This is a genomic window from Corynebacterium sp. TAE3-ERU12, assembly GCF_019209905.1.
Lineage (GTDB): Bacteria > Actinomycetota > Actinomycetes > Mycobacteriales > Mycobacteriaceae > Corynebacterium.
Genome location: NZ_JAHUTM010000001.1, coordinates 1 through 23585 on the forward strand (window position 1 = coordinate 1; position 23585 = coordinate 23585).

Here is a 23585-nt window from a genome sequence, read left to right on the forward strand (position 1 = left end):
TCAGTCCCAATGTGGCCGTCCACCCTCTCAGGCCGGCTACCCGTCGCCGCCTTGGTAGGCCATTACCCCACCAACAAGCTGATAGGCCGCGGGCCCATCCTGCACCGAAAAAACTTTCCACCAACCACCACAATGATTGGTCCTATCCGGTATTAGACCCAGTTTCCCAGGCTTATCCCAGAGTGCAGGGCAGGTCACCCACGTGTTACTCACCCGTTCGCCACTCGTGTACCCCAAGCAAGCTTGAGGCCTTACCGTTCGACTTGCATGTGTTAAGCACGCCGCCAGCGTTCGTCCTGAGCCAGGATCAAACTCTCCACAAAAAAACTTTCAGCAGAAAGCCAAAACCTAGCAAAAACAACACACCAACCAACACCCACACAAAGCAGGCGCCAGCCGGTCTGGCATTTCCAAAAAAGGCACCCACCACACACGGGGAGCGGGCAGGCACCCAACGCGCACACCACCAACCACACACCCAAAAAAAGGGCACGCAACCAGCAATGCACACAAAAAAAATTAGTACATCGGCACACTATCGAGTTCTCACACAACACGCGCACACTGACCAACAACCACCACAGGCCGTTTTTCAGCAGCAACAGGAAAGCTTAGAACATCTTCTCCACAGCAGTCAAATCAACCACCGAAAAAAAAATTTTCTCGCTCTCCCCCACACCAGCAAAACCAACAATCCGTAACCTCTCGGCCACCGGCTGTCTGTCTCGCTGACTCCGGAAACACTACACACACCCACCACACCACACCAAATCCCCAGCACACGGCCTGAAAATGGCGGATTAACTAACGCGTCAAAGTGCCTTGCTTCTTCGCCAACACCGTCGTGGCTCCAGCACAGGCCATCAAGATTCCTGACATCGCAAAAACCGAGCCAGCACCAATAACGCCGGCACCAATACCCGCCACTGGCGGCAACACGACCTGAGCAAGCCGGTTACCCATCAACCGCACCGACAACGCCAACGCACGGTCTTGCTCATGCACCAAAGACGACACCCACGTCATCGTCATTGGCATCACAAGCCCCCAGGTAAAGCCACACACCGCAGTCGCGCAGGTCAAAGCCACCGCAGTGGTCAACCACGGCATCGCCACCAGCGCCGCAGCACCCACCACAATCGACACAATAAGCACCATGTCACGCGGCAACGACGCCGTAATCCGAGGCATAAAAGCCCGCGAGATCATCGCGAACCCAGACCGCGCCGCCAGGATCATCGTCACCGCCCCCACCGAAAGACCCAGCTCCGCGCCAAGCACCGGCATATAGGCCGTCAACAGGTCAATCGCCACAATCACCGTGATTGCGGCGAACATCGCAGAACTCATTCCCCGGTGTTTCAGGATCGACAGCGCGCCCTCGTGGTCCGGGGTGTCCGCGGTTTTTTCCTCGGCGCGCACATAGCGTCGGAAAGCTCCTGCATGCCGCCACCCCAACACCACCGTCAGCGCCGCGAGCCCCACCAGGGCAATCAGCGCCGGGGTGGTGTCAACAACCTGCTCGCCTTGATGCTGTGCGGCAATCCAGCCGGAAAAAATGATGCCAAACAACTGGCCCGCGGAGATGCCGAGCGTGAAGTATGCGAAAAGCGAATCCATGCCACGGGCCGTACTGCGCAAATGGGCCACCATGCCCTGCGCGGCAATGAGGGTGAGCATGTGCGCACACCCCAGCGCCGCATAGCCGGCCAACAACATCCACAACCCAGTTGAGGCTGCCATCACAACCGGCGCAATAAGAGTGGCAATAAGCCCCAGGCGCATCACCCCAGGGGCATGACCGGTGTCGGCTCGGCGACCAGCGGGCAGCGCAATAAGCAGCGGCATAAGGGAAAACACCGCGGTAAACCAGCCGATAAGTTCCGCGTCGCCACCAAATGCAAGCACCCGGTAACTAAGCAACACGCGCCCGCCATTGAACACAGCTTGGGCAAAGACGCTGACTGCTACAAGCCGCACGAACCAAGTTTTCATCGGTGGGCGCAACCTCCCTCAATGCGGATTCCGGGCGTGACCGGCAACGACCGCCATGCTAGTAGCCCAAGCGGGACCTCTCGCGCTCAGACCAACCCGCCCAATGGGACACGAGCAGAGCTAATTCGTGCATCCTGGATCACACAACGAATCAAATTAGGGAACATGTGAGTCCGGAATTGAAGGAGCCCATGCTTGAACGAACATTGGTGTACGTCGACACGTCCTATCTACTTGCGAGCTTTTATAACTCGTGGGAGACCGGGGCCCGTGGCCAATTAGAAATCGACCTCCGCGAAGTTGTTCGGATTCTCGACCGAATGACCTCGCAGCAAGTTAATCAACCTGTCCAACGGCAAAACTGGTACGACGGCATCCCAGAATCGGGGCCGCATCGTTACCAGCGCCAACTGCGCACCCTCGACGGGGTTCGGCTGCGTGCCGGCCAGCTCATCGAGTGGGGTGATCGGCGCACCCAAAAGGGCGTGGACACGCTGCTTGTGGCAGATATGGTGACCGCCGCAATGAAGGGCCTGGCCTCGGATATTGTGCTGGTTTCTGGTGATGCGGACATGCTGCCGGGAGTCCATGCGGCTTCCGACGCTGGTACCCGGGTACACCTGTACGGCTTCGGCTGGGATTCCATGTCCTCGGCGCTGCGGTATGCCTGCGATACGACAACAATCCTCGACCCGCGCGAAGACTTCGCCGAGTGTATGCAGCTCAACGTGCTAGAGGGGCCGCTGCCGCCGGCGGTGCCGCCGAAACCAATCGGGGACGCCACTCCCCCAGAGCAACTCGATGCCGCCCCGGTTCCCGATACCCGACGCACTCCGCCGGGATCGGAGACCACAACTGCGGAGCAGTCCGCCGAGCCAGCACAGCAGTCTTCGCTTTCCGACGGCGACAGCTGCGATGCGGGCACCGATGCCGCCGCCACTCCGGCCCCGCCCACCGCGCCGGCTCAGCCTGAGCCAACGCCAGCTGCTGCGGATAAGCCAGGCGAGGAGCCAAAACCGGCCGACACCCCGAGCGAAATATCGCCCGAACAGGTCGAACAACCTTCACATTCACCTAGGCAAGAGGGCACTGCCGCTCCGGTAAATGAGGGCGAAGACCCCGCTGAAACCACCTCAGCCACTGCGGATAACAGCGCCGCTAAGGAGGAGAAACCCAAGCCGGGCCCGATTCCCGGCCCGACCCCAGGTGCTGCTGCAGGGGCCCGACCGAATCCGTCGATGATGGCCCCGCGCCGGAAACTGCGGTCGCGTTATGTCCCCTTCCCGAATGAGGTGTGGATGGAATCTGGTTTCCAGACCCCGTTTGAGGTGGGCAAACAGTACGCAAATTGGTGGTTCGATGCCGCTGCCACCGAAACGCAGCGCGATGAGGCGCACTTGCTTTCTGGTGGCGGCCTGCCCCCGGAGATCGATCGTCCGCTTTTGCAGTTCGCCTGCTCGACGCTGCACGAGTACACGCTCACCGAAACGCAGCGGGTGAACCTGCGCGATGGTTTCCACGCCGGAATCCGGGCGCTGCTGCTGGCGCGACGCAATCCCCTGGACGGCCGCGACTAATCACAGTCACCACCGCCCGCATCCAACGGGCCGCCAACCGGGCGCATCTAACGGGCCACGGACGTCGCTGTCCGTGGCCCGTTTGGTGTTATTTCGGATCGTCCTCGCCGGCTTCGAGCTCCCCGGCTGAATCACGTTCGAGTTGCGCGCGAATCTCTGAAAGCTTGGCGCTAGCACGCATATCGGTGCTGGCTGATTCGATCTGCGCCATGGTGTCGTCGGCAGAATTCTCGGCCAACTCCTGGGCGCCCAAGGCGTTGGCGTAGCGGGACTCGATCTTGTGCCGCACATCGTCAAGGGTCGGCACCGATGGGTCATGGCCCGGCGCGTTGATCCCATCCATCGCTTTGGCCGCAGTTTCCTGCATCTTGGCCTGGTCGGCTTTAGCTTCCAGGTCCCGGATTGTTTCTGAGAGTTGCTGGTACTCCTGCTCCGAACGGCGGGCCTGAGCTTGGGCATCCTCGGCGGCGCGGCTGGCCCGCTGATGCGCCTCGGCGGTATTTTCCAGCTCTTGTTCCACGGTCACCAACTGGGTGGCGATGCCCTCAGCGGTGGATTCGAGCTCCTGGGCGCGGTTTTCGTCACCGTCGGCACGCGCTTTTTCGGCCTGTTTCAGCGCGGCGCGGGCATTGGCCCCGAGGGTGTCGCGCTGCTCACCAAGCTTGCTCATCCGGATTTCCAGCTGGTTGCGGTTGCCGATAATCGTCGCTGCTTGCTGCTGGATCTGGCGATGCTGCTCGCGGGCAGCCTCCGCGGCCTGGTGGATCTGCACCTTCGGGTCGGCATTGTCCTCGATCGACTTATCGAACGACGACATCAGGTACTTCCAGCCCTTACTGAACGGATTGGGCATTGCAGTCTCCTCGGAGTCTGATTAGCGGCTGCGTATGTGCACACCATGCTACGGGTTTGTGTACGCCGCGTCGGGCCTGTGCACCGGATAGGCGGCGTTGTAGCATCATTGCTCATGGACTTTCCGCGGAACAGCGTCGCAGGTTGTGTTGCCACCACAGCAGCACTGCTTTTGTTGCCAGTCGCTAGTACCCCCGCCGCGGCGCTGCCCAGTCATGCTTATAGTGCTACACCAGCACAGACAGTGGCCGCTGAAAAACAGCCGAGCTCGTCGAAGGCGAAGAAAACCTCGGGGAAAAAGAAGCCGAAGCCCACTAAGAAGTCGGTTCCGCCGCCCACTACTGCCCCGCGTGCGCCGAAACCTGCCCCGTGGGCGGTGCTTCCCGACGAGGACGTCCCGCCGGTGGACTACGCCCTGATGCGGAAGCACATGACCGAGGTCACCGAGGATTTCCAGAAACGTGGCGACGTGATCGGCATTGCGATTCTGGACCGGGCGACAAACACCATGGTGTCCAATAAGCACGGTGCGCAGCAGTTCACCCTGGCCAGCCTGGCGAAGGTGTTCATCGCGGAGACGATCGGTTACCAGGTTTACGATCCACCTAAAAACGGTATCGCCCAGGGCGTCGGCGAGATGCCGGTTTCCGCGGAGCCGGAGGCTGAGCTGCGCGACCGCATGATCCGCCTGTCCGATAATGACGCCACTACCCGGCTGTGGGACACCTATGGCCGCTCCGAAATTATTGATAATGCGGCGAAACGCTACGACCTCCCCGACACCACCTCCGGTGGCCTGTGGACCCTGGTGAAGAGCACTCCGGAAGATATGTGCCGGTTTTTCGACGGCATTCTCGATGGCCGCGGTGGTCTTTCCCGGGAGGAAACTGATTACTATAAGCGCCTGCTGATCTCGGTGCCGAAGTACTCCTATGGGGCGATGAACCAGGACATCGGTATCCGCGCGGCGATGCCGGAGGAGCTCGTCGGCCAGAAAAACGGCTGGGTGGACCCGTCGCGCCGCACTACCGCCGGTTTTTTCGGCGAGGACCAGCGCTTCACTATTGCCGTGTTAACCACCGGTGTGAACAATCCCAATGACCTCACCGACGCGATCCGCACGGTAGTCAGCGGTACCGGCGCCTACCAGGCCGAAAATGCCGCGCAGAGGCGCCAGCCCGTCGACCCGGAAGATATGCCCCAGGCTGCGGAGACGAAGCAGCTTTCCGACGGTGGCGGCATCCCGGTGGCACTGGCCGTCCTGGGTGCTCTTGCTGCCGCGGCGATCGGTTTTGGGCTGGGCTGGTTTATCCGCCGGTCCTAGTGGTTAGCGCCCGTCCTGATGAAGGCCGCGGCGGACCTCATCCATATCCAGGGCACTGACCTGGGCTACCAGCTCATCGAGCGCCGCGCCTTTAATCAGGCCACAATGCCGGTAGACCAGCACCCCGTCGCGGAAAACCAGCACTGTGGGTACGGTATTGACCCGCAATGCGCCAACGAGGTTCAGGTTGTCGTCGGCGAATAGGGTGGCGAAGGTAGCGTCGGGATGCCGCTGGGCGGCGTCCTCGAAAATCGGGTGGAACTGGCGGCACGGGATGCACCCAGAGCCCCATACGTCGACAAGCACAACACCGTCGGCAATGCCCTGGGCGAAGGTGTCCTCGGTGAGCGCTACGGTGCTCATGCCTTAGCGAAATGAGTCCAGGCCGGGCGTTTAAACAGCCACCGGCCACCGCGTTTCATCAATACGCTATGCAGGCTCAGGCAGCCGGCGATGCCCATCAGGGCGAGAATAACCGGCTGCCACGGCAGGCCTGGGTCCGCAGACAGCACCAGGTTCAGCAGGAAGATGATGACCGTCATCATCGGGATGTGCATCAAAAAGATCGGCAGGGTGCGTGAACCGAGTCGGTTAAACGGTTCGATGACGATGGTGCCCTCAAACATCGCAATGACATTAATGACAGCGACGAGGCCAACGAGGGCCATGGTGAAGCGCACCGGGCCAATATTGGCTTCGTTGAAATTGTTAAAGTGCGTCAGGATGTACGCCACGGCGGCGATATAGGCGGCCAGTGACCCCAGGGTGAGCCATATATTGCGGCGGCGCGCCATGGCGAAAATCCACGGGGCGGCGTACATGCCGATGAGGTAGAAGACGTACATCTGGGTGATAAATGCCCAGGTCCAGCTGTGCCCAGAGAATGGGGAAACGATATTGACTACCGCAGCGACACCGATTTGGATCAGCGGGTGCACGTTCTGACATAGCTTCGACAACACCGCGTAGAGCCCCAGGGCGTAGAGGAACCACAGGTAGCCGGTGGGCTCGTAGGCGGCGTGGGCCATCCGGCCGAGCATGGGCAGCCAGCTGCTGGGGTCGGCGATGGGTGGGGCCTGGGCGCCGGAGTCGGTCACTTGGGTTTCTGGGATGGCTGCCATCCAGATCTCTCGCAGCGGCACCCACACCACGTAGAGCCAGACCATTACCCAAATGCGCCGGTCCGCGAGCTTGGGCCAGGATTCGGAAAGCGCTTTGGCGGCGAATAGGCCGGAGCACAAGAAGAACAGTGGCATCCGGACTGGGCCGAGGGTGAGGTTAATTGTCGCCCACACCCCGGGTTCATAGCCGTGGTTTTGCAACACGGTGATGGCGTGCCCGACGACCACGAGGACGATACAGATACCTTTTGCAGCATCAACCCACTGCACCCGGCCATAACGGATTCCGTTAGCCGCCGAGGCGCGGGAAGGCGTAATGGAACGGGGCACAGGCATCTCCTCGGTTGTCGCATCACTCAGTCACCAGCAGCAACAGCGCGCGAATAGACTACCCGCTCCCCCGCGTTTTTTAAGAACCGGCCTAGGGGTCGGGGCTGGCGCTGACGAAACGGGACATATTGAGCTGTGCGACCACCCGCACTGTTGTCAGCGGTCCACCGCGGTGCTTGGCGATGATGATGTCCGCATCTGGCGACTCGCTTTCATCTTCACCGGGCTGAGAGCTGGGCCGGTAGAGCAGCAGCACGATATCGGCGTCCTGCTCCAGCGAACCGGACTCACGAAGGTCGGCGATCTGGGGGCGCTTATCAGTTCGGGTCTCCGGGCCACGGTTGAGCTGGGAGATGGCGATAACCGGCACCTCGAGCTCCTTGGCCATGAGCTTGAGGTTTCGGGAGAACTCGGCGACCTCCTGCTGACGTGATTCGACCTTTTTGCCGGAGCTCATCAGCTGCAGGTAGTCCACCACGATGAGGTCGAGGTCGTGTTCGCGTTTGAGCTGCCGGGCTTTGGAGCGGATCTCCATCATGGTGAGGTTCGGCGAGTCATCAATGAAGAGATTCGCTTCGCTCCACTTCCCCAGTCCCTCGACGAGGCGGCTCCATTCAGTTTCGGTCATCCTGCCGGCGCGCATATTGGCCAGTTTGACCTTCGCTTCTGCCGAAAGGATGCGCATCATGATCTCGGACTTCGACATCTCCAGGGAGAAGATGACGGAGGTTTTGCCGTGGTGGATGGATGCGGCGCGCATGAAGTCGATGGCCAGCGTGGACTTACCCACACCAGGGCGCGCGGCGATAATGATCATCTGCCCGGGGTGTAGGCCATTGGTGACGTTATCGAGGTCAACGAAGCCGGTGGGGACACCGTGGGCCAGGCCGCCGTCTTGTTCGATGGAGCGCAGCTCGAGCATTGTCGGCTCTAGCAGGTCTTCCATGCGGGCGTAGTCGTCGGCTTGCTCCGCGCCGGTGAGGTCAAAAAGTTCCTGTTGGGCGGCGTCGACTAATTTTTCGGCCTCGGTATCTTCTTGGCCTGCGTAGCCCATTTGGACAATGCGGGTGCCGGCGTCGACGAGGCGGCGGATAAGGGATTTCTCTGCGACGATGCGCGCGTAGTAGTGCGCGTTGGCCGCGGTGGGCACCATGGCGGTGAGTGTGTGCAGGTATGGTGCGCCGCCGATGCGTTCCAGGTCGCCGGATTTTTCCAGTCGGTTGGCGACGAGCAGCGGGTCGGTTTGGGCGGAGTCACCGTAGGTGGCGATGATCGCGTTGTAGATGGCCTGGTGTGCGGGCCGGTAGAAATCCTCGGCCTTGACCAGTGAGTACACGTCGGCGACTACGGAGTCACTGAGCAGCATTCCGCCGAGTACGGCCTGTTCGGCTTCGATATTGTGCGGTGGTCGGCGGTCGAAGTTAGTGGAGCCGCCGGCACCGGGGCGTGGGGCGCTGCTGTAGTCGTCGTGTGGGTAGCCGGAGTCTTCTGGTGGCGGTGGAACGTCGGCGTAGTTGCTGCCGGTGTAATCGGGGCCGTCGAATGGCCGACTACTTCCTGGGCTCGTCATTTCCGGTGTTCCCTTTTCTTGGTATGGCGGTGGTTTCGCCCGTGGTGCCTTAGGGCGTCCATGCTAGCCATTTCGTGGTGGTCTACTGCGTTCGGGTGGGGATGGCGCGGAGAGCTTTCCCCAGTTTTCCCCGAAGTTATCCACAGTCGGTGTGGACAGTTTTGTGGACAACCTTGGGGCGTTGTGTGAACAACTGATGAATGCCCAGGTCGCTTGCCGACGGCGGCGCCTGGCGGGCGCAACACTCACCCCCGCGACCTGCATGAACTCATCATCTGTGCAGGTAGGAGGCTATTTTTGGCCGGGGAGTGTGATCAAAACCGCAATTGCGAATGCCATTCGTACACACGTCCCAACAGATACGGATTAACCTTTGGTTGAACCTTATGTTCACCAAATGGTCGTGAACAGCACAAACTCAGAACCAGTTACCCACAGTTTTTCCACAGTGGTTGTCCACTATGGGATCGGGGTTTGTCAACCCCCCTGCGCACACCGGTGTGTAGCCGTTTGAAACTACCTGGCAGGGGTCGGTTAAGCAGATACACCACGGGGCCCCTGGCGTCATTTCTGACGCCCGGAGCCCCGGGGTGTGCTGTTGTCTGTGGGCTAGCTGTACTAGCCGCCGTCTATGCCGGCCTCTTAGGAGGCGGCGACGACCTTCACGGAAACGTGAGCCGTGATCTGCGGGTGCAGTGCGATGTCAACGGTGTGCGAGCCGAGAGACTTGATCTGGCCAGGGGCCAGTTCAACGGCGCGCTTGTCAACTGCCTGGTTGGAGGCCTCACGAATGGCCTCGGCAATATCGCCTGCGGAAACGGAGCCGAAGAGCTTGCCGTTTTCTGCTGCGCGGACGGAGACGGAAACGTTCTCCAGGCCGTCCAGAGTGTTCTTAACTTCGCGAGCATGATCGAGGTCGCGGATTTCGCGAGCCTCCTGGGCACGACGAATGCCCTCGACCTGCTTCTCCGCACCGGGAGTGGCGACAATCGCCAGACCGCGCGGAAGCAGGTAGTTACGTCCATAGCCGGGCTTAACCTCGACGATGTCGCCAGCGACACCGAGGTGGTCAACAGCGGCGGTGAGGATCAGCTTCATGATCCCTGCCTTTCGGGTGAATGTCTGTTGGTCAAAAAAGTGGGTGGCTCAGTTGGTTTAGAACGGGGGCTCGTCGCCGCCGTCAAAACCACCGGAGCTGGGTGCGGAATTCCAAGGGTCCTCAGTCGGCTGATTGCCGCCAAAGTTGCCGCCCTGGTTTCCACCCTGACCGCCGCCACGATTACCGCCGAAATTGCCGCCCTGGTTGCCGCCATAGCTCTGGTTATTGCCGCCACCACGGGGGTTGCGGTTGACCTGAGCAGAAGCGAACTTCAACGAGGGGCCGACATCTTCGGCTTCAATCTCGAACACGGTACGACGTTCGCCGTCCCGCGTTTCGTAGGAGCGCTGGCGCAAGCGGCCCGACACGATAACGCGCGTGCCCTTACTCAAGGTCTCCATCACATTCTCAGCCATGTCCCGCCAGCAGTTGCAGGTGAGGAATAGTGCCTCACCGTCAGTCCACTGGTTGGACTGCTTATCAAATACGCGCGGCGTGGATGCCACGCGGAAGTTACTAACCGCGACACCAGAAGAGGTGTAGCGAAGCTCAGGATCGGCAACGACGTTGCCAATCAAAGTGATGGGGGTTTCTCCCTGTGCCATATTTTCGCTCCTGTGGGGCGGACCTGGTTGCTCCGGGTCCTAGCGATCTCCGCGCAGCACCTTGGTGCGCAGAACGGAATCGGTCAGGTTGAGTCGGCGGTCCATCTCCTTGACGGTGTCCGGCTCGCAGTTGAGCTCGACGACGGCGTAGACGCCCTCGTTCTTCTTCTCAATGGGGTAGGCCAGATGGCGCTTGCCCCAGATGTCCACCTTGGTGACCTCACCCTTGTCCTTACGGACAACGTCGAGGAACTTCTCTAGGGACGGGCCTGCAGTGCGTTCATCAATCGACGGGTCGAGGATGATCATGACTTCATAGTGACGCACGGACCTCATCACCTCCTATGGTCTAGTAATTGGAATCGGCTGCAGCACGTCGCCGCAGCAGGAGGGTCGTTGCGTCAAGCAACCCGGACATGGTAGCCCACGTCCGGGTTGTCCGACTAATCCTTAGCCTCCGCGGGCACCCCACAACACCGCAATAGTGGTGGGAATGATGGTGCATAACACCATCGCACCCAGCGCGAGACCCCACACCAGAGTGCGTGATCGTCCATACATGAAAGCGGCGAAGGAGCCGCCAAACATGAGGAATCCCACGAGCACGCACCCCATGGTCACAAACATCCACATGTCCATGGAGCTTCTCATTCGCCGCTAACTAATCCTGGTTACTGGCCGCCGCCTTCAGGGGCGCCGCCACCATCTCCGGCACCACCGCCGCCATCACCGCCGCCATCACCGCCGGGCAGGCCCGGAATCGGCAAACCGGGGATCTCAGGCAGTCCCGGCACGACGGGCTCGGCTGGCTCCACAGGAGCAGGCTCGGGGGTGGACTCGGTGGTCTCCGGCTCCGGGGCGACAGTAGTCGCCGGCGGGGTATAGGCAGTGCCGCCGCCCCACGACGGCCGGCCGGCCTGACCCGCGACAGCTTCCGGGCGGTCGAAGGACTCGAAATCTTCGTCGATAAGCCCGTTGTCCATGACGTACTTCCAGATGGAACCCGGGCCCTGGGCGCCGTACATCACGCCGCCCCAAGAGTTGTACAGCGCGGAGCCGTCAACCATGCCCATCCAGACTGCGGTGGCCAACTGCGGGGTGGCACCGATCATCCAGGCGTCCTTATTCAAGCCAGTATCGCCCAGCTGGGTGGTGCCGGTCTTGGCTGCGGACTGACGGCCACCAGACAGCGCCTGGTTGGAGTAGGCCGCAATGGGCTTCATCGCGTCGATGACGTTGGTCGCCACTGCCTTGGAGACCCGCTGGTCGCCCTTGACCGGGTCCTTGCCGCGGTCGAGGAGCACCTCACCGGTATTGGTTTCCACCTTCTGCACAAAGTGCGGCTTGTGGTAGACGCCATTATCAACCAGCGTGGACAAGCCGGAGGCCATATCCAGCGGGCGGGTCTGGTACTGGCCCAGGGTCACGCCTTCGAGGGTGTGCCCGTTTTCTTCGACCAGAGTCTTGCCCACACCGGGGATGGACTCGGCAACGCCGAGGCGGTGCGCCATTGCGGCAGTGTCATCGGGTCCGCGCTTCAGATCATTCTGCAGGCGGATGAACGGGGTGTTCATGGAGCGCCGCAGTGCCTCGGAAATAGGGCAGGTGCCACAGGTTTCGCCACCGACGTTGGTGACAGTCACGTTGCCGGTCTGCACCGGAGCGGAGCTGTACATCTTGGACAGGGGGATGTCCTGGTCGAGCGCCGCAGCCAGGGCGAAAATCTTGAATGTCGAACCGGTCTGCAGCCCGGAGTTGGCGTAGTCCCAACCATTGGGGTCATCACCGCCGTAGTAGGCGCGCACCGCACCATTGGTCGGGTCAATGGACACCACCGCGGAGCGCTGGCCATTGTCCTTATCGACGTAGCTATCCACCGCCTGAAGGGCAGCGTTTTGCACGGTCGGGTCGATGGTGGTGGTGATCCGCAGGCCCTGGGTGTTGACTTCGGTTTCGCTGATGCCCTCGTCGTTAAGCTCCGAGATGACCTGGTTACGGATCAACCCCTCGGGACCATCAACCTGTGCCGGGGCGGGCACCGAGGCCGGGTCAATGGTTTCGGGGTAGCTCATAGAGGAGCGCTCATTAGAGTCGAGGACACCCATCTCGACCATGCCGTTGAGCACGTAATTCCAGCGCTGTTCGGCCTCGGGGCGGTTAGTCCACGGGTCCAGTGCCGAGGGGCGCTGAATCGAGGCGGCCAGCACAGCACCTTCAGTGGTGGACAGCTCATTGATGGGCTTATCGAAGTAGGCCTCGGCCGCAGCGGAGATGCCATACGCATTGCGGCCGAAGTAGATGGTGTTCAGGTAGGCCTCAAGGATCTCGTCCTTGGACCACTGGCGAGCCATCTTCGCCGCCATCACCAGCTCTTTGGCCTTACGAGTCAGGGTGCGCTCGTTGCCGACCACGGCGTTTTTGACGTACTGCTGAGTGATGGTCGAACCGCCGCCGGCAGAACGGTCACCAGTTACCGCACCCCAAGCAGCGCGGGCATAGCCGCTGATAGAGAAGCCGGGGTTGGTGTAGAACTCGCGGTCCTCGGCGGCCAGCACGGCATTGCGCACCTGTACCGGCACTTCGTCGAGGTCAATTGCCTCACGGTTGCCGGCCTCGGGCACGATCCGGGCGAGTTCGTTTTCGCCAGTGCGGTCATAAATCACAGCAATCTGGTTATTTTCCAGCTCTTCTGGGCTGGGCACATCAGTAGCTGCGTAGGAAAAACCGAAAATGACGAAGGGCGCGAGCAGGACTAGCACCACGGCCAGCGCAAGCCAGGCGAATAACTGCTTGCGGGACCCCGTTGATGGCTGGGCCGTAGCCTCTGTCGAACTCATATGATCCTCTTCACGCGCGTCGTCAGCATCGAAGTACACATCCTCAGCGCCGCTGTGCTGCGGCTCGAAGTCACTACCGGCAGCACCATTGCTCCGTTCGTTGCTCACGCCGTCTCCCATGTTCACCTGCGGTGGATACGCCAATCATCGCATGTTTGATCTAGGCGTATGTATTACTGACTCTCCAGAATACGAGTTCGCTGCGCTAGAGACGATCCTCGGGCCTAGGATTTTTCTTCCCACACCGGCGAAAGTCCCGTGGCGCCATCTTTATCGGTTCACCTTCGTTGCGGCTGTTCTTGACTTCTCGGATAGCCCGCCCGACAGATAGCGTCATATTCCTGGGTCCTCCGATTCCGGTTGTGCCCGAGAGTGTCAAGGAGACGAAAAGTCACATGAGTTCTATTCGCGTAGCCATTGCCGGCGTCGGTAACTGTGCATCATCCCTGGTCCAGGGCGTCGAGTTTTATCGAGATGCCAATAAGGACGACACCGTGCCGGGTCTGATGCACGTGCAGTTCGGCGACTACCACATCTCTGATGTGGAATTCGTTGCCGCTTTTGATGTTGATGCAAAGAAGGTCGGCCTGGATCTGGCCGACGCTATCGATGCCTCGGAAAACTGCACTATCGAGATTGCCGATGTGCCTAAGACCGGCGTGACCGTGCAGCGCGGCCCGACGCTGGATGGCCTGGGCCGCTACTACCGCGAGACCATTGAGGAGTCCTCGGAAGAGGCCGTCGACGTGGTGCAGGCGCTCAAGGACGCCGAGGTCGACGTGCTGGTGTCCTACCTGCCGGTCGGTTCCGAGCAGGCCGATAAGTTCTACGCGCAGTGCGCCATTGATGCCGGGGTGGCCTTCGTCAACGCCCTGCCGGTGTTCATTGCCTCGGACCCGGAGTGGGCGAAGAAGTTCACCGACGCTGGGGTGCCGATTGTTGGCGACGATATTAAGAGCCAGGTTGGTGCGACCATTACCCACCGCGTGATGGCGAAGCTCTTCGAGGATCGTGGCGTTCGCCTTGAGCGCACCTTGCAGCTCAATGTGGGCGGCAATATGGACTTCAAGAATATGTTGGAGCGCGATCGCCTCGAGTCGAAGAAGATCTCCAAGACTCAGGCGGTGACCTCGAACCTGACCGGCCCGCTGTCTGGCTTGATCGATGACCGCAATGTGCATATCGGCCCGTCGGATTATGTTGCCTGGCTCGATGACCGCAAGTGGGCTTATGTCCGCCTTGAGGGCAAGGCTTTCGGCGAGGTGCCGTTGAACCTGGAGTACAAGCTCGAGGTGTGGGATTCGCCGAACTCTGCCGGCATCATCATTGACGCGCTGCGCGCGGCGAAGATCGCCCTGGATCGCGGCGTTGGTGGCCCGGTGTACCCGGCTGCTTCCTACCTGATGAAGTCCCCGCCGAAGCAGCTTGCCGACGATGTCGCCCGCACTCAGCTGGAGACCTTCATCGCCGGCGGCGAACTGCCGACCCCGGAGTAATTCGGTGTAATTCACACCAGCGGAATTTTTTCGCGTCCCAAGGCGGCCTTTCGGGGCCGCCTTTTGGGTTTTGCGTACGGTCTCGACCCGTCCGTTTTGTGGGTTCTCGAAGCCACCTTCGGTCTCCCAGAGCTACCCCCGTTACCCCCGGCCGGGGCGGCGGGGGAGGGGACTGGGTATCGGATTTTTCTCCGCGCTGGTTGGGCTGCGTTGTCGCGTGGGCGCAGGCTAGGCGAAATTTTTTATTCTTTTCCTGCAGGAATAGGCGCTATCGGGTGTCGTGGTTCGACAAAGTTCGTGCCGTCGGGATGGCGAGAGTATTTCTCAATCCCATTGTCGAATCAATACCTGTTTTCCTAGAACTATTTTGCACTGGCAAGCAGGCCTATCTTTCGGATACGATTCGTCACATGACTGATCCCAACACCGCTCATCAAAGCGAGCTCAATGCGCTCGCTTTGGCGCAGCAGCTACGGCCGTTGCTCACCCGCGCGGAGCTTCTCTACAGTCGCCGTTCTGAAGAGTCACAGCTGAGCCGAGCCCAGCTGTCCATCATGATGACCCTGCACGAGATCGGCCCCTGCCGCATTAACCAGCTCGCAGAGGCCGAGGCCATTCGGATGCCCACCGCTTCCAATGCCGTGCATCATCTCGAAGACGCCGGCATGGTTGAGCGCGTCCGCGACACGAAGGACCGCCGCGGCGTTCGCGTCGAACTCACTGAGAAGGGCCGCACCGAACTGGCTCGCGTTACCAAGGAACGCGATGAGCAGATGGCCGCGATGTTCGCCTCCCTGAATCCCGAGCAGCTGGCCCTGGGCGAGCAGCTCGTCCCGGTGATGCGCACCATCCTGGAGAACTACGGCAAGGTTGTCGAGCAGGAAATCAACGGCAAATAAACCGGCCCACTACACCGCACGGTGTGGTTGTTGCTCTGTGCACTATGTGCCGCCGCACGTCTTATGACTGCGGCGGCTTTAGTGTGTTTTCGGCGTGTTCTGGGTGTGCGCTGGGAGGACGGTGAAACCGTCCCGCACTCACTTTGGTACCCACAACTACAACATGGTGCGACCGGTCAGTAAACTGTTGGTTACACCACGGTTGTGTCCAGCAGCTTTGGGACATAACGACGTGGTCTTTTGCCCCGCAGCCCACGGATGGCGATTTCCACGCCCTAGACCCGCCCAGGAGACACTATGACCACGCGCAAACTCCGTATCACGGTCGCGTGGCGCCCTGGAGGCGCTGGCCAAGAAAATCTCACCTTCGCCGCCTGGCTTGCACAAACCTGCCGGGTCGAAATCCAGTTCGTGGCTATCATTGCCCGCGGCTGGCCGTTGACCTCACTTGCCCGCACCAGCGATACCGATTCCTGGGTGCAGGAACTGACCAAGTCCACCCGGAAGCACATCCTCAAGGCCGCCAAACACGCTGGTCTACGCAAGGGAGCGCTTGCCGACGAACCGGTCTTGATCTACGAATCCACCTCCGAAGCAGCCGAAATTTGCCGAGCGGCCGAGGATTTCAACGCCGACCTCATTGTCCTGGGCAGCCACCACAACGCGCCAGAAGGCCATTTCCGGGCCGGTTCCGCCGCCGACGCAATGCTGCACTACTCGCCGAAACCTTTGGCAGTAGTGCCGGGTACACCACACCTGTCTAAGCGCGGCGTCACCCGCGTTACCTGCAGCTATATTGATACTCCGCAGTCACATATCGCCTTAGAAAAAGCCGCTGACCTAGCCCGGGCATGGGAAGTTCCACTGCGCCTGGTGGCATTTACCCCCTCGGGGGCCTCCATGTACCCCGATGCGGGCCATTTCGGTACCGCCGATGACCTCATGGTCGAGTGGCACGAGCAGGCGATGGGACTACTGGACCGGGGCCGCGATCGCGCCCAAACTCGTCACCCTGACCTGCGAATCCACACTGAGGTTGGTTCCGGTAACGGTTGGGAAGGCGCAGTTGCCTCGGTGAAGTGGAAGAAGGGCGACCTGATGGTGCTCGGTTCTTCCACGCTGGGCCCATTTGGCCGGGTGTTCATTGGGTCATCGACCAACCAGCTGCTGCGCTACCTCACCGTGCCGACGCTTATCACTCCGGCCTAAAACGCGGCCAACCCGCGTATGGTCAGCTACATGGCTACCGACGAGATCTCCGATCCACTCGAGCGCTTGGAACGCAATGAACGCTCCGGGCGGCGCGCCTACGCCTATACCGCCGGAGTTATCGCCGCGACATTTTTGTCCGCAGCCATCATCGCCATTATCGGCGCGGTCACCGGCGGGCCGATCTGTGCTGCCGGCAAATCCCACTTCATCTGCTCGCACACCTTTGAGCTGCTATTCCCGATTGTGCCGAGCCTGGTCAGCCTCTTCGGCGCGCTGGGGTGTTTCTGGCTGACCTGGGTGCAGTGGAGCCGCAGGCTGCGCTGGCGGCCCTGGCTGGCGATGTGCTGGGTACTGATGCCGTTCACCCTGATCTGGATGACCGGCACCCTGCCCATCGCCATGCTGGGCGTGCGCTAACTACTTGACTACGAGGTTGACCATCTTGCCGGGCACAACAATGACCTTCTTGATCTCACCGGACTCGAGGTAGCTGGCGATGCGCTCATCAGCCTTCGCCGCAGCCTCGACAGCCTCGCGGTCAGCGTCGGCAGGCACCGTCACACGCGAGCGCACCTTGCCGTTGATCTGCACCGGGTATTCGACCGAATCATCAACCAGGTACTTCTCGTCATAGGTCGGCCACGGGCCATGCGCCAGGGACTTGTCATTGCCCAGGCGCTGCCACAATTCCTCAGCAATATGCGGGGCGACCGGGCCGAGCATGAGCACCAGCGGTTCAACGGCCGCACGCGGGGCAGCGGTATCACCGTAGGTCTTGGTCAGGTAATTGACGTACTCAATGAGCTTGGCGACGGCAGTGTTATCCCGCAGCTCTGCGTAATCGGTGGTGACTGCCTCGACGGTGCGGTGCAGCGCCTTGAGGTCATCCTCACTCAGCGCCTCATCGGATACTCCTAGGCCGCCGGTGTTCTGGTCGACCACCAGGCGCCAGGCGCGCTGCAGGAAACGCTGCGAACCCACCAGGTCCTTCGTCGCCCAGGGTCGCGACGTATCCAATGGCCCCATAGCCATCTCGTAGACACGCAAGGTGTCAGCGCCGTAATTCTCACAGATCTCATCGGGGGAGACGGCATTCTTCAGGGACTTGCCCATCTTGCCGTATTCCTGGAACACCTCGGTGTCACCGACGAAGAACTTGCCGTCGCGCTCCACAACCTCGGCTGCGGGCATGTACACGCCGCGGGCGTCGGTGTAGGCGTGGGCCTGGATATAGCCCTGGTTGAACAACCGACGGTAGGGCTCCACGGAGCTGACATAGCCCAAGTCGTAGAGCACCTTATGCCAGAAGCGGGTGTAGAGAAGGTGCAACACAGCATGCTCGACACCGCCGACGTAGAGGTCCACACCGCCCGGATCGCCTTCGCCGTGCACGTCGGGACGCGGACCCGTCCAGTAACGCTCATTTTCCAGCGCGCAGAACTCGTCATCATTCTTCGGGTCGATATAGCGCAACTGGTACCAGGAAGAACCCGCCCAGTTAGGCATGACGTTGGTATCGCGGCGGTAGGTCTTCTTGCCCTCACCCAAATCGAGTTCCACGGTGACCCAATCGGTGGCCTTGGCCAGCGGGGCCTGCGGCTCAGTATCGGCATCATCGGGGTCGAAAGTGACGGGCTTATAGTCCTCCACCTCAGGCAGCTCGACCGGCAGCATGGATTCCGGCAGGGGGTGGGCCACATCGTCCTCGTCGTAGACCACGGGGAAAGGCTCGCCCCAATAACGCTGGCGGGCGAAAAGCCAATCGCGCAGCTTGTACTGGGTGGCCCCGGTGCCGGCGGAGCGCTGTTCGAGCCAAGCGATAGTGGCTTCCTTTGCCTCAGCTACGCCCAAGCCGTTGATATCAAGACCCGAATCATTGGCGGAATTCACCGCCACACCATCGCCGGTGAACGCCTCGGTGGAAATATCGCCGCCGGAGACTACCTGAACAATCGGCAGGTCCAGGGCCTTGGCGAAATCGTAGTCACGCTGGTCATGGGCGGGAACGGCCATAATTGCGCCGGTGCCGTAGCCAGCCAGCACATAGTCCGCAATAAAGACCGGGACCTGCTCACCAGAGACCGGGTTAGTGGCGAAAGTACCGGTGAAAACACCGGACTTATCCTTATTCTCCTGGCGCTCTAAGTCAGACTTCGCCGCAGCCTCCGCCCGGTACTTCCTTACGGCCTCAGCCGGGGTGGCGGCGCCACCAGTCCAGGCGTCCCGGGTGCCCTCCGGCCACTCATCGGCGACGAGTTCGTCGACCAGGTCAAGCTCGGGGGCGAGCACCATATAGGTCGCACCGAACAGCGTGTCCGGGCGGGTGGTGAACACGGTGATGTCGTGGGTCTGGCCGTGGGCTTCAGCGGTGAAGGTCACCTCCGCGCCCCGGGAGCGGCCGATCCAGTTGCGCTGCATGGTCTTGACCTTGTCCGGCCAGTCCAGCAACTCAAGATCGTCGGTAAGGCGGTCCGCGTAGGCGGTAATCCGCATCATCCACTGGCCGAGCCGCTTCCGGAAGACCGGGAAATTACCGCGCTCAGAGCGGCCCTCGGCGGTGACTTCCTCATTGGACAACACGGTGCCCAGGCCCGGGCACCAATTCACCGTCGAATTTGAGCGGTACACCAGGCGGCGGGCCTCTAGGGCGCGCTCCTGCTCAACAGTGGACAGGTCCTGCCAGCTGCGCCCGGCGAACTCGTCGGGAAGCGGCACCTCACCGCTGGCATAAGCGTCGACAAGCTCACTAATGGGGTGCGCCCGGCCATCGCGCTCATCGAACCAGGAGTCGAAAATCTGCAGGAAAATCCACTGGGTCCACCGGTAGTAGTCAGTGTCCGTGGTGGCAAACGAGCGGCGCTTATCGTGGCCCAGGCCCAGGCGGCCCAGCTGGCGCTCCATATTGGCGATATTGGCCTCGGTGGTGGTGCGCGGGTGAGTGCCGGTCTGTACCGCGTACTGCTCAGCAGGCAGGCCGAAGGCGTCGTAGCCCAGGGTGTGCAAAACGTTGGCGCCCTGCATGCGGTGGAAGCGGGCGAAAACGTCGGTGGCGATATAGCCCAGCGGGTGGCCGACGTGCAGGCCCACACCTGAGGGGTAGGGGAACATGTCCTGGACGAACAGCTTCTGCTGAGGCAGCGCTGCACCATCGGCCGGTGCTAGCTGACCGACCGGGTTCGGTGCATTAAACGTGCCACTGCTAGCCCAATAGCCCTGCCACTTCGATTCGATGGCTGCTGCGACATCGGGTGTGTAATTGTTATTCGCCTCGGCAATATTCCCGCTGTTAGTCATGGAAAGACAGTGTAACGGCTCATCAGCCACAGTCCTGGTGGGCCTCACCTGCTATCCGAACGCGGCGGATGAACCACGGCGACGTAAACTCGGCGCCATGATCGCCATTCCCGTGGTTTTGCTGGTTATCGCCCTGTTCGTCGGTGTCGTAGCTGCCCTGGCCTGGACAAAACGCCTGCCCGGCAACAGCTATATCGGCATCCGTGCCCCCGAGGCCCGCGAAAGCAAAGAGAACTGGGACATCACCCACCAGGTCGCCGGCCCCCCGTGGGCTGCTGCCGCCGGGGCGTTTTTGGGCTCCGCGGCGCTGGCTTTACTGGCCACCCAACCTGAGTCGTCGGGCTGGCTGTGGTTCTTCGTGGTGCTTATCGCCCTGGTAGGTGTGTTCATGATCGGTGTGGGCGCCGCTATTGGTTCGCACACCATCGCCATCTTGGACACCAAGCGCAAGGCGGAGTCCGACGATGGCGACTGCTGCTCCTCAGGTGGCTGCGGCAGCACCGCGGCTGCGGAAACCAGCCACGGCTGCGGCAGTGATGATTCCTGCGGCTCCTGCGGTTCCTGCGAGAACAGCGCCCCCGCTGCCGGTTCGAAACCTGCGAATGTGGACCTCGACGCGCTGCGCCGCGCCGCAGGCAATGCCGACGGCCAGGGCGGCGCATAGGGGCCTGGTTATGCTGCAGCGCTTGAAGAACTACCGCCCGGACCCGCTGATTGTTCTTATTGTGTTGGCGGTGGTGCTGGCCATTATCTGGCCGGCGCGTGGTGAGTTCGCCGAGGGGTTCAGCCTGGCGACGAAACTTGCAATTGCGCTGCTGTTTTTCCTCTACGGTGCTCGCCTAAGCCCCGCTGAGGCTTTTGACGGCCTGAAACATTGGCGGCTGCACCTGACCATTCTGGCACTCACCTTCGTAGTGTTTCCCCTGGTGGGGCTGGCGGCGAAGCCTTTGGATATGGTGCTCGCCCCGGGGCTATATCTCGGTATTTTGTACCTCACGCTAGTGCCGTCAACAGTGCAGTCCAGCGTGAATTTCACCTCGGTGGCGCATGGCAATATCGCCGGCGCCATTGTCAGCGCCTCGGCCTCAAACTTGCTGGGCATCGTGCTCACCCCACTGCTGGTGATGCTGCTGATGGCCACCGGCGGGGCGGTAAAAGTCGATGGCTCAGTATTCATCGATATTTCACTGCAGTTATTGGTGCCCTTCGCGCTCGGCCAGCTCACCCGACGCTGGGTATTGCCCTTCGCCGCAGCCAAACGAACGAAAAATGTGGACCGCCTGGGTATCGGCATGGTGGTGTACTCCGCCTTCTCCCAGGGCATTGTGCAAGGCGTGTGGGATTCGGTGCCGGTGACCGACATTGTGCTGCTGGTGGTGTTGTCGATTCTGCTGGTCGAAGCGATGCTGCGCGGTTCCGGCTGGTTGGCCAACCGGTTGGGCTTCAACCGGGCAGACCGGATCGCGATCCAGTTCTGCGGGTCGAAGAAGTCCCTGGCCACTGGCCTGCCCATGGCAGCGGTGATTTTCGGGCCCCAGGCGGGCCTCATCATTGTGCCGCTGATGATTTTCCACCAGATTCAGCTCATGATTTGTGCGGTCTATGCCGCCCGGTGGGGCCGCGAGGTCGCAGATCCTGATAGACCATAGGCATGACCGACAACAACGCCCAGCCCCAGCCCACCACGCCGCCGAGCCCCGAGGCGATTGCTGCCCTATGGGATTGGTGGAACCAGTCCGGCGCCCAGCGTCTCGACGCCATGTTCACCGGCACCGGTGACCCGGTCGATGTGCAGCAGGCCGTCGGCAAGCGCGTTGCCGACATCGATCCCCGCCTAGCCTGGGGTTTCGGCCCCGGCAATGATTCCCGCCACCTCTTTACCATCACCGCCGGCGGCGACCCGGAACTGCGCCCGGTGGCACGCCGAGTCATCCAGGCCGCCCCGGCTGATGACGAGGTGTGGGCCATTACCGATATGCGCCAGCCCGACCCGTCGGCAAGCATCACCTGGGCTGGTCACACCATTGACCCAGCCGAGGCTGTGGTGGAGACCATGGTGGGCACCACCATCGTCGGAGTGCGCCTCTACCACCCCGTTTTCGGCGAACTGCTCGATGCGGTGGAGCCCGGAGATGAGAGCGAAGCCACCGAACAAGCCGAGCGCGATGTCACCCAGATTGGTTTCATGCTGCTGCAGCTCACCCTTGGTGAAGAAGCCCTGGGCCTGTGGCTGGGCCAGATCATTTTCTCCCGCGAGGTGCCCGAGGAGTCCATCCCGCTAGCTGAGCTGCCCGGGGTGGTCGCTCAGGTCGCCGATACCTGCCCGGCTTGGTACGGCCTCGAGGGCGAATCCGATGGTTCCCCGGTGCACGTCACCGCCCGTGGCCCACTATCACCGCTGGTAGACCCGCTGCTTGATGAGCATATTGCGGTACAGCTGCTGTACTCGCATGTCGACGAGCAGGGCTTGCCGACGCAGGAATCGATCACCGCGCTGGATGAGTTGGGCCAGGATATGGCCGACTGCCTGGGCGATAAGGGTGCCTTCGTTGCCGCGGAAACCTGCGATGGGGTGCGGTTGCTGCACTTCTACGTGCGCAGCGACGCCGGCCTCGTCGAGGAGATCCGGGCCAAGGCCGATACCTGGCAGCAGGGCGAGCATGAGGTGCACGCCGCGCATGACCCGGCGTGGCTCAATATTGGCCACCTGCGGGTTTAGCGGCCGGCCTAGTTATCGGCGGTATTGCTGGGGAAGGTCGCGTACAGCGGTAGCGGCCAGTCCTGGCGGCGCATGACGTCGCCCCATACGTCGGCAAGCGCAGGGGCGAGCAGATCCGAGGGCAGGGCGGGGGCGACGAACCAGTCGCCGGCCTGGATCTCGTCATCGAGCTGGCCGGCGCCCCAACCCGCATAGCCGGCGAATAGCCGCGCCCCGGTGAACAGCCCGGAGAGCTGCTCAGGCTCGGCGGCCAGGTTAATAATGGCGAACCTGCTGGCCAGCGGCTGCATCAAAGGCGCGCCGCCGAGCTCTGCGACAGGCATGGTCGGCAACTCAGCGCCATTGGCAACCACACCCAGGCAGATCGGCTGGGTTTGGTTGACTGGCCCGCCGACGTAGACCACCGGGGGCTTGACCATCATGTCGGCCCATTCCGGCAGCACATTATGCACCGGGGTTTCCGAGCGGGTGGTCAGATCCACGCCGAGGGTGCCGGCCTCATCGTGCTCAATGATGAAGATGACGGACCGGGCGAACTCACCAGAGCGCATATTCGGCGCCGCCACCAGCAACATGCCGGCCTCGGGGGTGATGCGCTCGAGATTGTCGAATAGGCGCTCACCGGACATGTTGAACTCAGGATTCATGCCCGCCA

21 protein-coding genes and 1 rRNA gene are annotated in these 23585 nt (G+C 61.5%); 9 read left to right on the forward strand and 13 right to left on the reverse strand.

The window, feature by feature from the left end; translation table 11 throughout:
* A 16S ribosomal RNA gene (locus tag KRX51_RS00005) occupies positions 1-323 on the reverse strand; the annotation flags it as partial.
* 481 nt (positions 324-804) lie between these two features.
* A complete protein-coding gene (locus KRX51_RS00010; RefSeq protein ID WP_218360932.1) occupies positions 805-1995 on the reverse strand; it encodes an MFS transporter in 1191 nt (396 codons plus the stop codon).
* Positions 1996-2186: 191 nt separating this feature from the next.
* On the opposite strand from KRX51_RS00010, the gene KRX51_RS00015 reads away from it, so the two are divergent.
* Positions 2187-3572: an NYN domain-containing protein gene (locus tag KRX51_RS00015; protein WP_218360933.1), complete on the forward strand. Its 1386-nt coding sequence runs from the start codon at positions 2187-2189 to the stop codon at positions 3570-3572.
* Between the two features lie 88 nt (positions 3573-3660).
* On the opposite strand, the gene KRX51_RS00020 is transcribed toward KRX51_RS00015, so the two are convergent.
* A complete protein-coding gene (locus KRX51_RS00020; protein ID WP_218360934.1) occupies positions 3661-4425 on the reverse strand; it encodes a PspA/IM30 family protein in 765 nt (254 codons plus the stop codon).
* Between the two features lie 243 nt (positions 4426-4668).
* Between KRX51_RS00020 and KRX51_RS00025 the strand changes: the two genes are divergently transcribed.
* Positions 4669-5748: a serine hydrolase gene (locus KRX51_RS00025; RefSeq protein ID WP_218360935.1), complete on the forward strand. Its 1080-nt coding sequence runs from the start codon at positions 4669-4671 to the stop codon at positions 5746-5748.
* Between the two features lie 3 nt (positions 5749-5751).
* Here KRX51_RS00025 and KRX51_RS00030 read toward each other — a convergent pair whose 3' ends face one another.
* The 8 genes from KRX51_RS00030 to KRX51_RS00065 all read right to left on the reverse strand — a co-directional run bounded on the left by KRX51_RS00030 (position 5752) and on the right by KRX51_RS00065 (position 13310).
* A complete protein-coding gene (locus tag KRX51_RS00030) occupies positions 5752-6111 on the reverse strand; it encodes a co-chaperone YbbN (RefSeq protein WP_218360936.1) in 360 nt (119 codons plus the stop codon).
* Entirely contained in the window at positions 6108-7199 is a 1092-nt protein-coding gene (locus tag KRX51_RS00035) for an acyltransferase family protein (protein ID WP_218360937.1), read from the reverse strand. The genes KRX51_RS00030 and KRX51_RS00035 overlap by 4 nt, the downstream gene beginning before the upstream one ends.
* A gap of 91 nt (positions 7200-7290) precedes the next feature.
* Positions 7291-8769: a replicative DNA helicase gene (gene dnaB / locus KRX51_RS00040; RefSeq protein WP_218360938.1), complete on the reverse strand. Its 1479-nt coding sequence runs from the start codon at positions 8767-8769 to the stop codon at positions 7291-7293.
* 642 nt (positions 8770-9411) lie between these two features.
* The gene (gene rplI, locus KRX51_RS00045) at positions 9412-9867 is read right to left on the reverse strand and encodes a 50S ribosomal protein L9 (protein WP_218360939.1); all 456 of its coding nucleotides are present in this window, start codon (positions 9865-9867) and stop codon (positions 9412-9414) included.
* 57 nt (positions 9868-9924) lie between these two features.
* Complete coding sequence (locus KRX51_RS00050) at positions 9925-10473, reverse strand: single-stranded DNA-binding protein (protein ID WP_218360940.1); 549 nt, start codon at positions 10471-10473, stop codon at positions 9925-9927.
* 39 nt (positions 10474-10512) lie between these two features.
* Complete coding sequence (rpsF, locus tag KRX51_RS00055; RefSeq protein WP_218360941.1) at positions 10513-10800, reverse strand: 30S ribosomal protein S6; 288 nt, start codon at positions 10798-10800, stop codon at positions 10513-10515.
* A 123-nt stretch (positions 10801-10923) separates the two neighbouring features.
* On the reverse strand, positions 10924-11124 hold the full coding sequence (locus KRX51_RS00060; protein ID WP_218360942.1) for a hypothetical protein: 201 nt from the start codon (positions 11122-11124) through the stop codon (positions 10924-10926).
* Positions 11125-11144: 20 nt separating this feature from the next.
* Positions 11145-13310, reverse strand: a complete 2166-nt coding sequence (locus KRX51_RS00065) for a transglycosylase domain-containing protein (RefSeq protein ID WP_218362180.1) — start codon at positions 13308-13310, stop codon at positions 11145-11147.
* Positions 13311-13705: 395 nt separating this feature from the next.
* Here KRX51_RS00065 and KRX51_RS00070 point away from each other — a divergent pair, with 395 nt between their 5' ends.
* From KRX51_RS00070 to KRX51_RS00085, 4 genes are all read left to right on the forward strand, one after another.
* Positions 13706-14806, forward strand: a complete 1101-nt coding sequence (locus tag KRX51_RS00070; protein WP_218360943.1) for an inositol-3-phosphate synthase — start codon at positions 13706-13708, stop codon at positions 14804-14806.
* Positions 14807-15216: 410 nt separating this feature from the next.
* Complete coding sequence (locus KRX51_RS00075) at positions 15217-15705, forward strand: MarR family winged helix-turn-helix transcriptional regulator (RefSeq protein WP_218360944.1); 489 nt, start codon at positions 15217-15219, stop codon at positions 15703-15705.
* A gap of 297 nt (positions 15706-16002) precedes the next feature.
* Positions 16003-16914: a universal stress protein gene (locus KRX51_RS00080; RefSeq protein ID WP_218360945.1), complete on the forward strand. Its 912-nt coding sequence runs from the start codon at positions 16003-16005 to the stop codon at positions 16912-16914.
* Between the two features lie 30 nt (positions 16915-16944).
* On the forward strand, positions 16945-17334 hold the full coding sequence (locus KRX51_RS00085) for a hypothetical protein (RefSeq protein ID WP_218360946.1): 390 nt from the start codon (positions 16945-16947) through the stop codon (positions 17332-17334).
* Here the strand turns inward: KRX51_RS00085 and leuS are convergent, their stop codons facing one another.
* Positions 17335-20211 (reverse strand): leucine--tRNA ligase, encoded by a 2877-nt coding sequence (gene leuS, locus KRX51_RS00090; protein ID WP_218360947.1) that lies wholly within the window; start codon positions 20209-20211, stop codon positions 17335-17337. It lies immediately after the preceding gene.
* A gap of 97 nt (positions 20212-20308) precedes the next feature.
* Here leuS and KRX51_RS00095 point away from each other — a divergent pair, with 97 nt between their 5' ends.
* The 3 genes from KRX51_RS00095 to KRX51_RS00105 are packed head-to-tail and all read left to right on the forward strand — an operon-like array spanning position 20309 to position 22930.
* Positions 20309-20875: an SdpI family protein gene (locus KRX51_RS00095; RefSeq protein WP_218360948.1), complete on the forward strand. Its 567-nt coding sequence runs from the start codon at positions 20309-20311 to the stop codon at positions 20873-20875.
* A gap of 10 nt (positions 20876-20885) precedes the next feature.
* On the forward strand, positions 20886-21860 hold the full coding sequence (locus KRX51_RS00100) for a bile acid:sodium symporter family protein (protein WP_218360949.1): 975 nt from the start codon (positions 20886-20888) through the stop codon (positions 21858-21860).
* A 2-nt stretch (positions 21861-21862) separates the two neighbouring features.
* On the forward strand, positions 21863-22930 hold the full coding sequence (locus KRX51_RS00105; protein ID WP_218360950.1) for a DUF695 domain-containing protein: 1068 nt from the start codon (positions 21863-21865) through the stop codon (positions 22928-22930).
* A gap of 8 nt (positions 22931-22938) precedes the next feature.
* Here the strand turns inward: KRX51_RS00105 and KRX51_RS00110 are convergent, their stop codons facing one another.
* Complete coding sequence (locus KRX51_RS00110) at positions 22939-23559, reverse strand: YqgE/AlgH family protein (protein ID WP_218362181.1); 621 nt, start codon at positions 23557-23559, stop codon at positions 22939-22941.
* Positions 23560-23585 lie beyond the last annotated feature (26 nt).

Excerpts from the sequence above, each read along its gene's own strand:
- KRX51_RS00010 (WP_218360932.1), bottom strand. The coding sequence starts at position 1,995 with ATGAAAACTTGGTTCGTGCGGCTTGTAGCAGTCAGCGTCTTTGCCCAA.
- KRX51_RS00015 (WP_218360933.1), top strand. The coding sequence starts at position 2,187 with ATGCTTGAACGAACATTGGTGTACGTCGACACGTCCTATCTACTTGCG.
- KRX51_RS00020 (WP_218360934.1), bottom strand. The coding sequence starts at position 4,425 with ATGCCCAATCCGTTCAGTAAGGGCTGGAAGTACCTGATGTCGTCGTTC.
- KRX51_RS00030 (WP_218360936.1), bottom strand. The coding sequence starts at position 6,111 with ATGAGCACCGTAGCGCTCACCGAGGACACCTTCGCCCAGGGCATTGCC.
- dnaB (WP_218360938.1), bottom strand. The coding sequence starts at position 8,769 with ATGACGAGCCCAGGAAGTAGTCGGCCATTCGACGGCCCCGATTACACC.
- rplI (WP_218360939.1), bottom strand. The coding sequence starts at position 9,867 with ATGAAGCTGATCCTCACCGCCGCTGTTGACCACCTCGGTGTCGCTGGC.
- KRX51_RS00050 (WP_218360940.1), bottom strand. The coding sequence starts at position 10,473 with ATGGCACAGGGAGAAACCCCCATCACTTTGATTGGCAACGTCGTTGCC.
- KRX51_RS00060 (WP_218360942.1), bottom strand. The coding sequence starts at position 11,124 with ATGAGAAGCTCCATGGACATGTGGATGTTTGTGACCATGGGGTGCGTG.
- KRX51_RS00065 (WP_218362180.1), bottom strand. The coding sequence starts at position 13,310 with ATGAGTTCGACAGAGGCTACGGCCCAGCCATCAACGGGGTCCCGCAAG.
- KRX51_RS00070 (WP_218360943.1), top strand. The coding sequence starts at position 13,706 with ATGAGTTCTATTCGCGTAGCCATTGCCGGCGTCGGTAACTGTGCATCA.
- KRX51_RS00075 (WP_218360944.1), top strand. The coding sequence starts at position 15,217 with ATGACTGATCCCAACACCGCTCATCAAAGCGAGCTCAATGCGCTCGCT.
- KRX51_RS00080 (WP_218360945.1), top strand. The coding sequence starts at position 16,003 with ATGACCACGCGCAAACTCCGTATCACGGTCGCGTGGCGCCCTGGAGGC.
- KRX51_RS00085 (WP_218360946.1), top strand. The coding sequence starts at position 16,945 with ATGGCTACCGACGAGATCTCCGATCCACTCGAGCGCTTGGAACGCAAT.
- leuS (WP_218360947.1), bottom strand. The coding sequence starts at position 20,211 with ATGACTAACAGCGGGAATATTGCCGAGGCGAATAACAATTACACACCC.
- KRX51_RS00095 (WP_218360948.1), top strand. The coding sequence starts at position 20,309 with ATGATCGCCATTCCCGTGGTTTTGCTGGTTATCGCCCTGTTCGTCGGT.
- KRX51_RS00100 (WP_218360949.1), top strand. The coding sequence starts at position 20,886 with ATGCTGCAGCGCTTGAAGAACTACCGCCCGGACCCGCTGATTGTTCTT.
- KRX51_RS00105 (WP_218360950.1), top strand. The coding sequence starts at position 21,863 with ATGACCGACAACAACGCCCAGCCCCAGCCCACCACGCCGCCGAGCCCC.
- KRX51_RS00110 (WP_218362181.1), bottom strand. The coding sequence starts at position 23,559 with ATGTCCGGTGAGCGCCTATTCGACAATCTCGAGCGCATCACCCCCGAG.